Annotated in this window: 14 protein-coding genes; 6 read left to right on the top strand and 8 right to left on the bottom strand. The window is 56.4% G+C overall.

What is annotated here, in order from left to right:
• Positions 1-65: 65 nt before the first annotated feature.
• Both C1J03_RS12605 and trkA read right to left on the bottom strand, forming a co-directional pair.
• Positions 66-1,601 (bottom strand): TrkH family potassium uptake protein, encoded by a 1,536-nt coding sequence (locus tag C1J03_RS12605; protein WP_114886917.1) that lies wholly within the window; start codon positions 1,599-1,601, stop codon positions 66-68.
• A gap of 31 nt (positions 1,602-1,632) precedes the next feature.
• Positions 1,633-3,009: a Trk system potassium transporter TrkA gene (gene trkA / locus C1J03_RS12610; RefSeq protein WP_114886918.1), complete on the bottom strand. Its 1,377-nt coding sequence runs from the start codon at positions 3,007-3,009 to the stop codon at positions 1,633-1,635.
• Positions 3,010-3,133: 124 nt separating this feature from the next.
• On the opposite strand from trkA, the gene C1J03_RS12615 reads away from it, so the two are divergent.
• Both C1J03_RS12615 and C1J03_RS12620 read left to right on the top strand, forming a co-directional pair.
• Positions 3,134-3,607: a hypothetical protein gene (locus tag C1J03_RS12615; RefSeq protein WP_254694035.1), complete on the top strand. Its 474-nt coding sequence runs from the start codon at positions 3,134-3,136 to the stop codon at positions 3,605-3,607.
• A 73-nt stretch (positions 3,608-3,680) separates the two neighbouring features.
• Positions 3,681-4,685 carry a nuclear transport factor 2 family protein gene (locus C1J03_RS12620; protein WP_114886920.1) on the top strand — a complete coding sequence of 335 codons (1,005 nt, stop codon included), beginning with the start codon at positions 3,681-3,683 and terminating at the stop codon, positions 4,683-4,685.
• A 53-nt stretch (positions 4,686-4,738) separates the two neighbouring features.
• Here the strand turns inward: C1J03_RS12620 and ntrX are convergent, their stop codons facing one another.
• From ntrX to dusB, 5 genes are read right to left on the bottom strand one after another with little or no spacing between them, the layout of a single operon-like run.
• Positions 4,739-6,139: a nitrogen assimilation response regulator NtrX gene (ntrX, locus tag C1J03_RS12625; protein ID WP_114886921.1), complete on the bottom strand. Its 1,401-nt coding sequence runs from the start codon at positions 6,137-6,139 to the stop codon at positions 4,739-4,741.
• 11 nt (positions 6,140-6,150) lie between these two features.
• The gene (locus C1J03_RS12630; protein ID WP_114886922.1) at positions 6,151-8,421 is read right to left on the bottom strand and encodes a sensor histidine kinase NtrY-like; all 2,271 of its coding nucleotides are present in this window, start codon (positions 8,419-8,421) and stop codon (positions 6,151-6,153) included.
• A gap of 54 nt (positions 8,422-8,475) precedes the next feature.
• Positions 8,476-9,843 (bottom strand): response regulator, encoded by a 1,368-nt coding sequence (locus C1J03_RS12635; RefSeq protein WP_114886923.1) that lies wholly within the window; start codon positions 9,841-9,843, stop codon positions 8,476-8,478.
• A gap of 3 nt (positions 9,844-9,846) precedes the next feature.
• Complete coding sequence (locus tag C1J03_RS12640; RefSeq protein WP_114886924.1) at positions 9,847-10,941, bottom strand: two-component system sensor histidine kinase NtrB; 1,095 nt, start codon at positions 10,939-10,941, stop codon at positions 9,847-9,849.
• Positions 10,938-11,924, bottom strand: coding sequence for a tRNA dihydrouridine synthase DusB (dusB, locus tag C1J03_RS12645; protein ID WP_114886925.1), 987 nt, complete (start codon positions 11,922-11,924; stop codon positions 10,938-10,940). Before dusB ends, C1J03_RS12640 begins: the two co-directional genes overlap by 4 nt.
• 178 nt (positions 11,925-12,102) lie before the next feature.
• Here dusB and C1J03_RS12650 point away from each other — a divergent pair, with 178 nt between their 5' ends.
• From C1J03_RS12650 to C1J03_RS12660, 3 genes are read left to right on the top strand one after another with little or no spacing between them, the layout of a single operon-like run.
• On the top strand, positions 12,103-13,233 hold the full coding sequence (locus tag C1J03_RS12650) for a bifunctional 2-C-methyl-D-erythritol 4-phosphate cytidylyltransferase/2-C-methyl-D-erythritol 2,4-cyclodiphosphate synthase (protein WP_114886926.1): 1,131 nt from the start codon (positions 12,103-12,105) through the stop codon (positions 13,231-13,233).
• Entirely contained in the window at positions 13,230-13,727 is a 498-nt protein-coding gene (locus C1J03_RS12655) for a phosphatidylglycerophosphatase A family protein (RefSeq protein ID WP_114886927.1), read from the top strand. The genes C1J03_RS12650 and C1J03_RS12655 overlap by 4 nt, the downstream gene beginning before the upstream one ends.
• A complete protein-coding gene (locus C1J03_RS12660; protein WP_114886928.1) occupies positions 13,724-14,197 on the top strand; it encodes a CinA family protein in 474 nt (157 codons plus the stop codon). The genes C1J03_RS12655 and C1J03_RS12660 overlap by 4 nt, the downstream gene beginning before the upstream one ends.
• 1 nt (position 14,198) lies before the next feature.
• Here the strand turns inward: C1J03_RS12660 and C1J03_RS12665 are convergent, their stop codons facing one another.
• The gene (locus C1J03_RS12665) at positions 14,199-14,657 is read right to left on the bottom strand and encodes a type II toxin-antitoxin system RatA family toxin (RefSeq protein WP_114886929.1); all 459 of its coding nucleotides are present in this window, start codon (positions 14,655-14,657) and stop codon (positions 14,199-14,201) included.
• Between the two features lie 68 nt (positions 14,658-14,725).
• Here C1J03_RS12665 and hpt point away from each other — a divergent pair, with 68 nt between their 5' ends.
• Positions 14,726-15,262 (top strand): hypoxanthine phosphoribosyltransferase, encoded by a 537-nt coding sequence (hpt, locus tag C1J03_RS12670; protein WP_114886930.1) that lies wholly within the window; start codon positions 14,726-14,728, stop codon positions 15,260-15,262.
• Positions 15,263-15,283: the final 21 nt, after the last annotated feature.

The following is a 15,283-nucleotide window of genomic DNA, read 5'->3' on the forward strand; positions in this document are numbered from 1 at the left end:
GGAGTGTTTGCAGGAGTTTCCAGCGCAAATTTCGAACCGTTGGTGCAAAAGCGCCGGTTGTGTGTCTATGCGCGCCATAAGTCCGGGGTCAGCAGAGCGATGATCGCAAGGGTCTCAAGCCGCCCCAACACCATCGCGGCACAGAAAATAGCCTTGGCTGCGGGTGCCAAATCAAGCAGTCGAATGGGGTCTTCAGCGGCATATTGGATCAGCGGTCCTGTGGTTGATAAACTTGCCACTGCCATCACCAGAGCATTTTCAAAGGAGACGCCTACTGAGGCCAATGCCAGCGTAATCACGGCCATCGAAATTGCCAGCAACATGAAAAATATCCATGCAATGAAGGCCCCATTGCTTTGTAATCTGCGGCCCGCAACGCCCGCACCACTCACAGCATGGGGGTGCACCAACTGATCCATGTCGCGCACGCCATTGCGGTAAAGCGCAAAAACCCGCAGCAATTTGACTCCGCCCGCTGTCGTGGCAACCCCGCCACCAATCAGGGCCAGCCCCATCAAGATTAGCCCCGGCGTGCCTAAACCTGACCAGTTTTGCGACTGACCCCAAAATTCAGACACAAACCCCGTTGTGCTGAGAAATGACATGACGGTAAAAAGAGCACCCCATAGTGCCCCAAACGCCTCATCAAGCGGGTTTTCAGCAGCCACGGCGTACGCCCCTAGCCAATGACGCGCAAACAGAACCAGCGGAACGCCTGCAACAATCGCAAGACCAATGCGAAATTCGGGATCGTTGCGCAACGCACTGTGGGTGCCAGTAATCGTATCTTTGGAGAAGGTAAGACGCGACAGCGCAAAAGCCATAAAAATGAACATGACCAATTCACCGCCGAATCCGGCACCCGCAGTTTCGGCACCGCCGGTGTTGGAGATGCCCGAGGTCGACATCACTGACATGGCATGCACCAGCGCCGTCAATGGGGCCACGCCGCTGCCCATCAACAACAACCATTGAAGCAACGTCAGCGCCATATAGAGCGGGAACAACGTACGAACCGACCGCAAGATGCGCTGGCGCGGTTCAATCTCGGCCATTTGAGTGAAAGCAGTCGCACGCCGACCGGGCTCATTTTGGGCCGTCACCTCGAACCCACCAAGGTTGAGCGGCGCAAGGACGGCTACGGCGGCGATCCACATCAGCAGGCCACCCATCCACCCTACTTGGGCGCGCCACAGATGCAGCGACGGATTAAGGCGGGACGGATCGTCAAAAACAGCAGCCCCGGTGGTCGTAAATGCGCTGACCATTTCGATATAGGCATTGATGAACTTAGTGGTTGGAAGAACCTCAACAAAGGGCAGCGCCATAAAAATGGGCAGAAACACAAACGCACAGAAAAGCGACAACAACGGGCCAAGCGCAGATTTTTGGGATTCGCGACCCGAATGCGCCACCGCAACCATCACAAAGACCACCAAACCGACCAGCCCTGCATAGAGAAACGCGCGCCCGGTATCGGGGTCACGCACCGCAAAGCCGTGGCCGGCTGGCACCAGCATCGACACAGACACGATACCGAACAGCAGCAAAAACAGCGGCAGTCGCAGCGTTTCGCGGCGGATATAACTTTCGCGGCGCATGGCATATCCCCCTGCTGTTGAGTGCGTGGCGTCAGAAAAAGTCGATGGAGACCTGCATCAACTGCTCAAGTTGTGGCACATCCCCCGACAGGGCAAAGACGGCAATCACGTCACCTTCGTCGATTCGGGTGGAACCACTGGGGCGAATAACGTCCTGACCTTTGCGCACGGCCCCCACCAACACCCCTTCGGGAAAGTCGATGTCTGCAATGCGTTTGCCAGCAATGGGCGATGTGGACAGAACTTCGGCCTCAATCACCTCGGCTTCGGTATCCCCAATGGAATAGACGGCCCGCACCCGGCCATGGCGAATGTGGCGCAGGATCGAACTGACAGTGGTGGCGCGCGGGTTGATATAGGCATCGATCCCCAGCGGCGTCATCAAAGGCACCAGCGTCGGATCGTTAATCAGCGCAATCGTAAAATCGCAGCCTTCCGCTTTGGCGCGCACGCAGGCCAGCATGTTGGTTTTATCGTCATCGGTCACGGCCAGCATCGCGTCGGCGCGGCTTATCCCTGCTTCGGCCAGCAAGCCTGCGTCCAGACCATCACCATTCAGCACAATCGTTCGCTCGAGCGCTTCGGCGGCACGTTCTGCACAGACACGGCTTTTTTCGATGACCTTGGTGCGGATGCGGTTTGCGCTTTGCTCCAGCGTTTGGGCCACGGTCAGACCAACGTTGCCGCCGCCGACGAGTACCACACGTTCTTGCTTGGAGGTCTTCTTGCCAAAAATCTCCATCGTGCGGGCGATGTCGTCTTTATGGGTGAAAAGATAACAATCATCGCCAGCAAAAAGCTGATCCTTAGCCTCCGGCGCAAAGAGCGTGCCATCGCGACGCACCCCTACGACAACGGCGCGCAAGGTCGAAAATAGGTCCGTCAGCTGGCGCAAGGGCGTGTGAATGACCGGGCATTCGGCATCAATGGTTATCCCAAACAGCTGTGCCTGACCGTCCATGAATACTTCAGTGTCAAAGGCGGCAGGTGCGCGCAGGCGTTGCAAGGCCGCGGCGGCGACTTCTTTTTCTGGGCTGATCACTACATCAATCGGCATGTGATCGCGGCGGTAAAGATCAGAGTAAATCGCATCTAAGTAGGATTGGCTGCGCAGACGCGCGATCTTGCGGTTGATGCCAAAGACCGAATGGGCAACCTGACAGGTCACCATATTGACCTCATCAGAATGCGTGGCCGCAATGATCATTTCGGCGTCACGCGCGCCTGCACGGTCCAGCACGTCGGGGTAGCTGGCAAAACCAGCGATCCCCTGCACATCAAGCGTGTCCGTCGCACGGCGCACAAGATCGACGTCATTATCGACGACCGTGACGTCATTGCGTTCACCTGACAGGTGTCGGGCGATTTGCCATCCGACTTGGCCAGCGCCACAGATGATAACCTTCATGGGGTACCTTGATCCTTTGCAACTGGCCCGAAAGGCCTGTCAAACCGAGGGTATGAAATGACAGAAGCCCCATGAGGGGTCAAATCAATTGTCTACGCCCCGGTTCTCGGGCAGAATTGGCAATATGAAATTTATGCACATATGCCTACTGCCTCTGATCTTGGCTTTGGGTTCCTGCGCGCCCTTGGCGATCTATTACAAACCCGGTGTGCCTGTTGCGCGATTGCAAGCAGACACAAACACCTGTGCAGTTTCGGCTTTGCAATCGGTTCCGGTGAACACCCAAATATTCCAAGATCCACCGCGGTATATTCCGGGCCGTCGCAGATGTAATGGTGCGGGCAATTGCACCACACGCGGAGGCTATTACGTTTCCGGCCAGATATATTCCGTTGATGTAAACGAAAAGCTTCGCAGGCAAACCCGCGATCAATGTATGGCCGCGAAGGGCTATGCACCCGTGTCGATCCCACCGTGCCCAGACAACATCGCGCGCGCAGCCCCACCGGGTGCCACCACCACATTGCCGCCCCTTGATGAGCGCAGCTGTGTGATCCGCAACAAAGATGGCAGCTACCAGATTGTAACGCGCGGTTAAGCGTCAATTGAAGCTGGTGCAAACGTGTGCAAAGCCTATGATGCTCGCGAAACACAGATTCTAGAGTACACAAATGCAAGATCTACAAGACGCCAAAACGCTGGTGCGGGCCCATTATACCGCGCTCGATTCTGCCGACCTTAACCAGATTGAAAATACCCTAGCCGCCCGCCTAAGTCCGACCTGCCATTGGCGCGGCTTTCATCCTTTTAACGAACAATCTGGCCCTGCGGCGATCGCAGCGACCTTTTGGGGCCCAGTCCGTGCTGCCCTAAGTGCCGTGCAACGCCGCGAGGATGTGTTCTTTGCCGGATACAGCGGGATTGACGGCTCCGACGGTGTTTGGGTTGTCTCAATGGGGCATCTGATGGGGTTGTTTGACGCACCGCTGTTAGGAATCCCTGCAACGCGCAAACTGGCGATGCTGCGCTATTGCGAATTCAACCGGGTTGAAAACGGCAAGATCGTCGAGACAGCAATGTATTGCGACTTACTGCACCTGATGCGTCAGGCGGGGATCGTTCGGTTCCCCGACCAAACCGCGCAGCACCTCGTGCAACCGGGGCCGCGCGATCACAGTGGTTTGTTAACCAGCGCGCAGGACCCTGCCGAGGCGGCCCACACCTTGCAGCTGATCAACCGCATGATTGGTGCGATTGATGATGCAAATGCTGATCCAGAGGCGCGCACACCACGAGAAGAGATGGCCGTGTGTTGGCATGAAAATATGCTATGGTGGGGCCCTGAGGGCATTGGTGCCACCTATACCATCGACCGCTATATCGAACAGCATCAGGGGCCATTTCGGCGTGGCCTAGCGGATCGGGCCTTTAATGGCCATGTCGCGCGGTTGGCCGAAGGAAACTTCGGTGGATTTTTTGGCTGGCCGAACCTGACGTTGACCAATACTGGTGGATTTATGGGCATCCCCGCCAATGACGTTCGCGCCGATATGCGCGTCATCGATATCTACCGGCGCGAGGGCGACAAGCTGGCCGAAAACTGGATATTTATCGACATGCTGCACTTTCTGTTGATGCAGGGCGTCGATGTATTGGCCGAGCTAAACCAAAAATAGGTGCGGCGTTACGTTCTTCACGAACCCCGCACCTCAGTCTGATCTAGAAAACGTCAGTCTTCTTCGTCAACATGCGCAACCCGCGCGCCTGATTTCGCGGATGTCACAACACCGAGGCTCTTGAGTTTGCGGTGCAAGGCAGAGCGTTCCATGCCGACAAAATTGGCTGTCCGGCTGATGTTGCCGCCAAAGCGGTTGATCTGAGTTAGCAAATATTCACGCTCAAACGCTTCGCGGGCTTCGCGCAGAGGCAAAGTGGCCATCCCAGCAGAAAGGACAACGCGGCCATCGTCCTCGGTCCGGTCGTCTTCGCCAGGCAATTCGCGGGCCTCAATCGGGCCGGTGCCATCGCCCAAGATCAAGATGCGCTCTACCAAGTTCTTCAACTGACGCACATTGCCAGGCCAGATCATGGTTTGCAGCAAGGCAGTTGCATCCTCTGATAAGCTGCGCAGCGGCAGCCCCTGTGTGGCGTTAAATTCGGCAATAAACGTTTCCGTCAAAAGCGGGATGTCTTCACGGCGCTCTTCCAATGGCGGTACTGCAATCGGAACAACATTCAGCCGGTGAAAAAGCTCTTCGCGGAAGGTATCTGCTTCAATCTCAACGGCGAGGTCCCGGTTGGTACTGGAAATGACGCGCAGATCTACGCGCACTTTGTCGTTGCCGCCCACGCGGGTGAATTGCTGATCTACGAGCACGCGCAGGATTTTGGATTGTGTGCCCATCGGCATATCTGCAACTTCATCGAAATAGACCACGCCACCATGGGCCTGCTCTAATAGGCCCGGCTCAACGCCGCGCTCAGGGGTCTCGCGGCCAAACAGCACTTCTTCCATCCGGTCAGGGGCAACGCCTGCACAGTTCACAGTGATAAACGGTGCCGAGGCGCGCGCGGAATTGGTGTGGATGTAGCGGGCCGCAACTTCTTTGCCGGACCCAGCAGGGCCGGTTAGCATCACTCGGCCGTTTGACTTGGTAACCTTTTCAAGCTGGCTCAACAGCGTGCGGTACGCGCCCGATGTTCCAATCATCTGCGAACTTGCCACATCTTGGCGGCGCAGGCTGACGTTCTCGCGGCGCAGACGCGCCGTTTCCATTGCGCGCCGGATCACAACCAGTAATTGGTCAATATTAAAGGGCTTTTCGATGAAATCATACGCGCCCTGTTTGATCGCAGCGACGGCGATTTCGACGTTACCGTGACCCGAAATAATAACCACAGGCACATCTGGATTGTCGCGTTTGACGGATTTGAGAATGTCGATCCCGTCCATCTTGCTGTCTTTCAACCAGATATCGAGGATCATCAGCGCGGGTGGCTCTGTGTTAATCGCCTGCATCGCATCGTCGGAATTTCCAGCAAGTCGGGTCGCAAAACCCTCGTCCTGAAGGATGTCCGAGATCAGTTCGCGGATGTCACGTTCATCATCAACAATCAGAATATCGCTCATATTGTGGTCCTCTATGCGGTCTGGGTTCGGGCTGAAAGTGGCAGTGAAATGACCGCCATGGCGCCGAAATGGGTTTGCCCGTCAAATACGGGAGCGTCGGTGAGGGTCAGGCTGCCGCCATGTTCCTCGATGATCTTTTTGACGATAGGCAGGCCGAGGCCCGTGCCTTCGCTTCGGGTGGTTACGTAGGGTTCAAACAGCCGTGCCCGGTCTTCGGGTAGCCCAATACCGTTGTCGGCAATGGTGATCTGCGCGTGATGCGCGTCTTGCTCCAAAGTGACATGGACTTGGGGTGTATGCCCTTCAGGAAGTCCTTTTTCGGCAAGCGTTGTAATGGCTTCTCCTGCGTTCTTAATCAGGTTTGTTAGGGCCTGAGAAACCATAGTGCCGTCGATCTGTGCGATGACTTCGCCCTCTGGCAACACGGCCGTTATCTCAACATCGGGTTGACCTGCTTGTTGCAACAGCACCGCGTCACGCAGCAGTTGCGCCAAATCTTGAGTGACTTTTTCCGGCTCGGGCATACGGGCAAATTTTGAGAATTCATCAACGATCCGGCGCAGATCGCCCGCCTGGCGGATGATCACACCTGTCATTTGCTCAAGCGCCTCGCTGTCTTCACCCAGTTTTGGCGCAAATTTTCGACGAATGCGTTCTGCTGATAGTTGGATCGGGGTGAGCGGATTCTTGATCTCATGTGCGATCCGTCGCGCAACGTCGCCCCACGCGGCCATCCGTTGCGCGCTGACCAAATCGGTCACATCGTCAAAGGCGACAACGTAGCCCTCAAGCCGCGCATCTTCGGTGCGGCGTGTAGACATTCGAACCAGCAGGTTTTCCTGGCGCCCCTGACGGGATACTTTGACCTCACCTTGGGCCGCCTCGCCAGGGCTTGTGGTCAGGGTGTCAAACAGCGGTCCAAATTCGGGAACAGCGACAGTCAGCGCCAATGATTGTTGGTCTTCCTCCCAATCAAGCAAGCGCATTGCGGAACGGTTGACGAAGGTCACACGGCCTTCTGGATCAAGGCCCACAACGCCCGAAGTCACCGAGCTTAGGACGGAATCAAACAACCGGCGGCGGCGTTCAATGTGGCGGGTGTTGTCCAAAAGCGTGTTGCGCTGGCCTTTCAATTGCTTGGTCATCTGGTTGAAGTAGCGTCCCAGCATGGCGATTTCATCGTCACCCTCTTCTTCGCGGACCTGCACATCCAGATCCCCTGCCCCGACTTGCTGCGCGGCACCCGTCAAACGACCCACAGGACCTGACAGCCGTTCGGCAAACCACAAGCCAAGCCAAACGGCGGCAAGGATCAGGATCACCGCAAAGGCGAGATACAACAGGCCAAACTCAAACAGCAGCCGACCGCGTTCGCTTTCAAGCTGCTGATAAAGACGCACCGTTTCTTTGGTTTCATCCAGCAGGCTCAGAATTGCGCCGTCCACATCACGGCTGACATATAAATAACGGTCTACAAGCGAAGAAATCCGAACCAACGCACGGAACTCATTGTTGGGCCAATCTTCGATAACTAAGATTTCAGTTCCAGTGGCCTGCGCAAGCAATGCCGCATCAGGGGCCTCGTAGTCAAAGAGGTAGGATCGATCCCCCCGCGCCCGAATTTCGGCTGTTCCGTCAATAAGATAAGCTTCGCGCAAGCCGCGCTGAACCTGTCGTTGCCCTTCGCCCAGCAGCGCGCTGTCGGAAAGGCTCACACCGGCGCGCCGGGAATCATCGATATACCGTCTAAGCGCATCGGCATCCGCGATCAGGTCTTCTCTTTGCTCACGTTCATATGCCTCCGCGGCAAGAAGTGAATTGCCCAAAACCGCGCGGACCCGGTCCGAAAACCAACCCTCAAAGGCAAAGTTGATGGTGAGTACGGCAAAAATTGCGACCGAAATTGTTGGAATTAGTGCCATCAAAGCAAAGACGCCCGTCAGACGCAGATGCAACCGCGAGCCTGCGGATTTTGCACGTCGCGCCGCGATCAGGCGGCCCACCTGATTAAAAACGAGCGCTGCGATCAGCAAAATATAAACGAGATCGGCCAGCAGAATCAGCCGCAGCGATAACGTGCTGCCACCCTGCCCTAAGGGTCCAAACGCCAGATATGTTCCAAGTGCCAGCACAGGCCCCAGCACCACCAACCCCAAGGTCGTGGCGTTGCGCACACGTCTGACACGACGCAGACGCAGAAGTTTCTGAAACTGACCCTTGCGTGACCGGGTTGCCACACCGCTGTCCTCACCTGATGTGGTGCAAATGCACCTGACCGCCATATTATGTGGTCCTGATCGGGTTTGATCCCAGATGGCCACGGTTATGTGGCAGTTTTACATCATTTTTCGACCGCGTGTAACCTCAATATCGAGTTCTGTGATTTTCTTTCGCAAAGTATTTCGATTGATCCCCAAGAGATCGGCACATTTCGCCTGATTTCCTGAGGTTGCGGCAAGGGCGATCTCGATCATTGGGATTTCTACTTCGCGTAAAATCCGCTGATACAACCCCGGAGGCGGCAACATCGTACCGTGCAGATCAAAATACCTTTGTAAATGACGCTCAACCGAGGCTCCGAGTTTTTCCGTGGTGCCCGACGCGCGCAGTGGTTCTGGATCGGGCTGACCGCCCAGCACCTGTTCGGCCTCAGACTGGGTGATCTGCGGCGCTCGACTGGTTAGCGCCAGTTGGCGCATTGCGTGTTCAAGCTGGCGAACATTGCCGGGCCACGAATAATTCGAAAAGAGCTTAATGGCCCCACCTGACAATTCGCGCGGTGGGTTCATGCCGCCTTCTGCACGTTCCAGAAAATGCGCCGCCAGCAACGGGATGTCTTCGACCCGGTCGCGCAGGCTGGGAACATGCAACGTGGCCCCAGATAGCCGGTAATAAAGATCACGGCGAAGGCTGCCCGTTTTCATATCTTCGGCAAGATCGCTCTGTGAGGTTGCCAAGAACCGTGGCGCATGATCACCGGGCGCATCCATCATACGCGCGATGCGGGCCTGCACCTCGGCAGGAATGTCGCCAATTTCGTCGATCATCAAGGTGCCACCGCGCACACGGGCCAACACGCGCGCAGGCCCCTCAATATCCATCAAATCTGCGGCTGTGACCGTAATGAATGGTAAGGTTCGGCGGTCTGAAAAATCATGAATCGCCCGGCCAATCAGCGATTTTCCCGTTCCAGATTCACCCCAAACCAACACCGGCAGATCGGTGTTCATAACCCTGGCAACCACGCTGTATAGCGCCTGCATCAAGGCTGTCCGGCCCAGCAAAGGTAGATCTTCGGGATCTTGAGCACTTGTGTCTTCTGCTGATCGCCGTGGCACTCCAGAGCGGTCAAGCGCACGGGCCGTCCGTTTCATCAAATCTGGTAAATCGAACGGTTTGGGAAGGTAATCAAATGCTTGGACCTCTGCCGCCTTGATCGCCGTCATGATTGTATTTTGAGCAGAGATCACGATGACCGGCAAATTGGGCCGATCTTGTGCAATCTTTGGCAACATCTCCAACCCATTTCCATCTGGCATGGACACATCGGTGATCACGGCGTCACCTTTGCCTTCGGCCACCCAACGCATCAGCGTCGTCAGGCTAGAGGTCGCGTGCACTTTGCAGCCCGCTCGGGTCAATGCTTGCGTCAGCACCGTGCGTATCGTGCGGTCATCATCTGCGACCAGAACTGTGCCGTCCATGAGCTACCCTTCCGTTGAAATTAATGTGCGGTCATCGCGCGGTTTATCTGCGCGTGGCAACGAAATGCGAAAGACCGTATGCCCGGGCACCGACGTGACAGAAATCCAGCCGCCATGCTCGGAGATGATTTTGTTCACCAGCGCCAAACCCAACCCGGTGCCATTCTCGCGGCCCGACACAAAAGGTTCGAACACATCGCCTTTGATGTGCTCTGGCAATCCGGGGCCATCGTCGATCACTTCAATCTGCAACGGCAGCGATTGGCCTTTGCCATCTGCACGCCGCAACCGAAATGAATGTTCAAAATAGCTATGCAACCGGATCGTGCCGCCCTGATCACCCGCCGACTCAGATGCGTTTTTTAGCAGGTTCAGGATGACCTGAAGCAATTGATCCTTGTCGCCCCACGCTTTGGGCAATGAAGGGTCGTAATCCTCAACAATCTTCATCTGCGCCCCAAAGCCCAGCAAGGCAGAACGGCGCGCACGATCAAGGACATCATGCAGGTTCACAGGCCCCAATTCAGGCCCGGTGTGATTGCCGAACTCTTCAACTTGGTCCAGCAGTTTCACGATGCGGCGGCTTTCAGCGACAATCAGATCGGTCAGTTCCAGATCATCCGCGCTGAGGTTCATGCTCAGCAATTGCGCGGCCCCCGTAATCCCGGCCAGCGGGTTCTTTATCTCATGAGCCAGCATTTCGGCCATACCGATGGCGGAACGGGCCGCAGATTTTACACTGTGATTTTGTGTCATGCGCCCGGCCAACTCCCGAGGCGAGATCATCATGATCATCACCCCTTCAGACCCAGCAAGAGGAGCAATCTGTAGCGCTGATTGCATAGGCGCGCGTTGCCCAGTTCCCACGTCCACATCGTTCACAAACAGCGCACCGGCGTTCTTGCGGGCGCGTTCAAAGGCTTGCTCTAACGGGGCATCAACGACGATCATGTCCCAGACAGGCTGGCCGAACACTGTTTTAGCAGAAGCGTTCAGAAACCCTTCGGCTGCCGCATTTACATCAGCAATCGTATCATCGGGTGCGATCAAAAGTGCCGGTACCGGCAGCGACGCCCACAGCGCTTGAGGGTCTATCATGCGGCCGCCTCCACTGACTGGGTAGTCATCGCCTCGGGAACCAATCGGATCACTTCATCTGTTGTCTTGGCGGTCAACACAGCGCGGCGCAGGTCTGCCCGGGTGCCGGCCCAGTCCATGTACCAACCAAGGTGTTTGCGCGCGACTTTTAGGCCCATGGTTTCGCCGTAAAATGCAAGCATATCCGCATAATGCCCTTGCACCATGTCTGCGAAATCGCTGCCCTGTGGGACGACGGGTGCGGCACTGCCAAAAAGCGTATGACCAATCTGCGCCAGCAACCAAGGCTGCCCTTGTATTGCGCGCCCGACCATCACCCCATCTGCTCCCGATTGCGCCAAGGCTTTTTTGGCACTTGGAGCGTCTACGATATCGCCATTGGCAATCACAGGAATACTGACGGCGTCTTTGACGGCGCGGATCGCGGCCCAATCGGCATGACCTTTGTAAAACTGACAACGGGTGCGCCCATGAATAGTGATCATTTTGATCCCAGCGTCCTCAGCTCTGACTGCAAGCGGCGCCGCGTTCAGCATCGCATCATCCCAGCCAAGCCGGGTCTTAAGCGTCACCGGTACATTCACAGCCCCCACAACTGCCTCGATAAGTCGCAGCGCATGGTCAGGCGTTTTCATCAACGCAGACCCGGACAGCCCTTGGGTGACCTTCTTGGCCGGGCACCCCATGTTGATGTCGATGATCCGTGCACCTTGGGCCTCAATGCGGCGTGCGGCTTCGGCCATGGGGGCGGCTTCACGTCCTGCGATCTGTACGGCGGTGCCTTCAATGCCAAGGCCAAGCTCTGCTTTTTCGCGGGTGCCGCGGGTCTCGGTCAGCAATTCGTGGCTGGCAATCATTTCGGACACAACAAGCCCTGCCCCGAACCGCGCAACCAACGTGCGGAACGGCAAATCAGTGATCCCAGCCATCGGAGCTAGGAAAACAGGCAATTCGAAGTTTAGGGGCAGCGGCGCGGCGCTCAATTGCTTAATCCTTGTGCAGAAGCCATTCGTTTAACCCCATACCCCTGAACCTACAACAAAATCGCCGTGTGACATTGCGACGCCTCTGCCTTTTTGCCTAAAATTTGGGCAGTTCGGTCCAGATTGCATGGGATGCTGTGATTGCCTACAACCAGCACATGTTTTCTGAGGGTTTTCCATGAGTGTAACCGCAATTATTGTCGCTGCAGGCCGTGGTGTTCGGGCTGGGGGCGCGGTGCCTAAACAGTGGCAGCCACTGGCCGGAGCGCGAGTGATCGACCATACGCTGGCTGCGTTTTTGCAAAATCCGCAAGTAACGCAAGTTATTGCAGTGCTACATGGCCAAGATATGGTGCAGGCCCCTGCGCTAGAAACGCGCGGTATCACGGTTGTGGTTGGGGGCGCTGACAGGCGTGCTTCTGTTCAAGCGGGATTGCGCGCGGCAGCGGGTGCGGAGCATGTGCTTATTCATGATGCGGCGCGGCCCTGTATCTCCCACGCTCTGATTTCGGATGTGATTGCAGCCCTAAAGGATGCGCCTGCCGCTGCCCCAGGGTTGCCGGTAACAGACGCCCTTTGGCGAGGTGCCCACGGGGCGGTTGAGGGATCTCAAGACCGCGAAGGGCTCTTTGCAGCACAAACGCCCCAAGGTTTTGAATTGAACGCAATTCAAGCCGCACATGATGCCTATCAGGGCCCCGCCGCCGATGATGTGGCAGTGGCGCGCGCGGCAGGAATGGCGGTTGTCATCGTGCCGGGCAGCGCTGATAACCTCAAGATAACGTCGCCTGCGGATTTTGCCCGCGCGGCACGGATTTTGGAGCGACAAATGGACATCAGAACGGGCAGTGGATTTGACGTGCACGCTTTTGGTCCGGGCGATCACGTGATGCTTTGCGGCGTTAAAATACCACATGATCAAGGGCTTGTAGGCCACTCTGATGCGGATGTTGGCCTTCACACACTCAGCGATGCCATTTATGGTGCGCTGGCGATGGGCGACATTGGACAGCATTTCCCGCCCTCTGATCCGCAGTGGAAAGGCATCGAAAGCCACGTATTCTTGCGCCATGCCGGACAGCTTGCTGTGCAGCATGGATTTACCCTGACCCACTTGGATTGCACCTTGATTTGTGAGCACCCAAAAATTGGGCCGCACGCGGCTGAAATGCGCGCGGCAGTGGCCGAAATGCTAGGGCTCGATCTGACGCGTGTGTCGGTCAAAGCGACAACAACGGAACGGCTCGGCTTTGCCGGGCGTGGTGAAGGGATCGCATGCATGGCAACTGCGACATTGGTGAAAACATGAAACTCGCGAATATGATCGGGACCGTTATGGGCGTGGGCAACATCCGCCCTGCGCCGGGCACGTGGGGGTCTTTTGTTGCCCTACCATGGGGGTGGTTGCTGCATGTGATCGGCGGCTTTCCTTTGCTCTTTGTTGGCATGATCGTTGCATTTATATTGGGCTGGTGGGCGACGGCCAAGATGACCGCTGGCAGCGATGATCATGACCCGTCAGAGATCGTCATCGACGAAGTTGTTGGCCAGTGGATCGCACTTTTGCCGCTGTCATATGCGGCGTGGTCAATGGACCTGAACATCCTTTTGATGTGGCCAGGTTGGATCGCCGCCTTTGCGCTCTTTCGCCTTTTCGACATTTGGAAGCCGTGGATGGTGGGCTGGGCCGACCGGCGCGGTGATCCGCTGGGCGTGATGCTGGATGATGTAATCGCCGGCATCTTTGCAGCATTAGGTGTTATTGCGCTGGCTGGCGTGGCGCATGGGGTGTTTATGGGATGAATGTCGCCGCGCATTTGCTTGAAATAGCTAATCAAACTGGGAATATGGTGGCCTGTGCAGAAAGCTGCACTGGAGGAATGGTTGCGGCTGCGTTGACCGACTTGCCCGGCTCTTCTGCGCTGTTTGATCGTGGCTTTTTGACCTATAGCAATGCCGCAAAAATTGATCTGCTGGGTGTATCGCCCGCTACTTTGGACCGCGTTGGTGCCGTTTCAGAAGAGGTAGCGCTCGAAATGGCGCGGGGCACGTTTGAGCGCAGCGCGGCCGCCGTTGCCGTCTCCGTCACTGGCGTCGCAGGTCCGGGCGGGTCAGATCACAAACCCGAAGGCATGGTTTGTTTTGGGATCGCGACAGCCAGCAAAACTTTGGCTGAAACTCAAAAATTCGGGGCGCTGGGCCGAATGAATGTGCGCGTAGCCGCCCGAGATCATGCTTTGATGCTCTTGCTCAAACATATCGAAATGGCCTGATTTAAGCTGAAGTGTGCCCGTACAACGTCTCGGCGCGCTTTTCAAAGGCGCGTACCACACGTTGCATGGCCTCATTGAACACCACGCCGATGATCTTTTGCAGGATCGCATTGCGAAATTCAAAATCGACAAAGAAATGCACCGTGCACCCGCCCTCGTCGGCGTCCTCAAAGGTCCAGTTTGATTTCATGTGTTTGAACGGGCCATCAAGGTATTCGGTATCGATGACCTTGGTTTCAGGCCACAGCACAACACGGCTGGTGAATCTTTCGCGGAAAACCTTGAAGGAAATCACCAAATCGGCCTCCATCACAGTGTGATCGCCGCGTTGTTCGTTGGAACGGATGCGCGCGGCAGCGGTCCAAGGCAGAAATTGTGGATATGATCCCACATCAGCCACCAGATCGTACATCTGTTGCGCGCTGTAGGGTAAAGTTCGGGTCTCGGCGTGGGTTGGCATTGATTTCCTAAGGTCCTGCGGTTAGCCCTTATGAAACCGCTTAACGTCTCAGATTCAAGGGCAAAGCCATGACAGAACGCCCTTACGTTATCGACGAGTTGATCTCGGCCAAGGCAATTGCCGCTCGGATCGAGGATTTAAGCCGTGCAATCCATGATGAATTTGAAGGCACCGACAAGTTGGTCGTTGTGGGATTGCTGCGCGGATCGTTCGTCTTTATTGCAGATTTGGTCCGCGAACTGGACCTGCCCATCGAAGTCGATTTCCTCGAGGCGTCGTCTTATGGGGATGGCATGGAATCAAGCCGCGAAGTCCGCATCCTAAAGGATCTGCGCGGCGCCATCGAAGGCCGCGATGTGTTGGTTGTCGAAGATATTGTCGACACGGGCCACACCTTGATGCACGTGACCAATCTGCTGCGTTCGCGGGGGCCTGCCCGGCTTAAATCAATCGCTTTGTTGGACAAACCCAGCCGCCGTGAGGTCGACCTCAAAGCGGATTGGACGGGCTTTGAGATCCCAGACGAATTTGTCGTGGGCTACGGGATCGATTTTGCCCAACGCAACCGCAACCTCGCATTCATCGGCAAGGTTCGCTTTACCTAATGCTAGGCCCGCGCCAATTGA

Origin of the sequence: Sulfitobacter sp. SK012 (assembly GCF_003352085.1) — a bacterium.
Classification (GTDB): domain Bacteria; phylum Pseudomonadota; class Alphaproteobacteria; order Rhodobacterales; family Rhodobacteraceae; genus Sulfitobacter.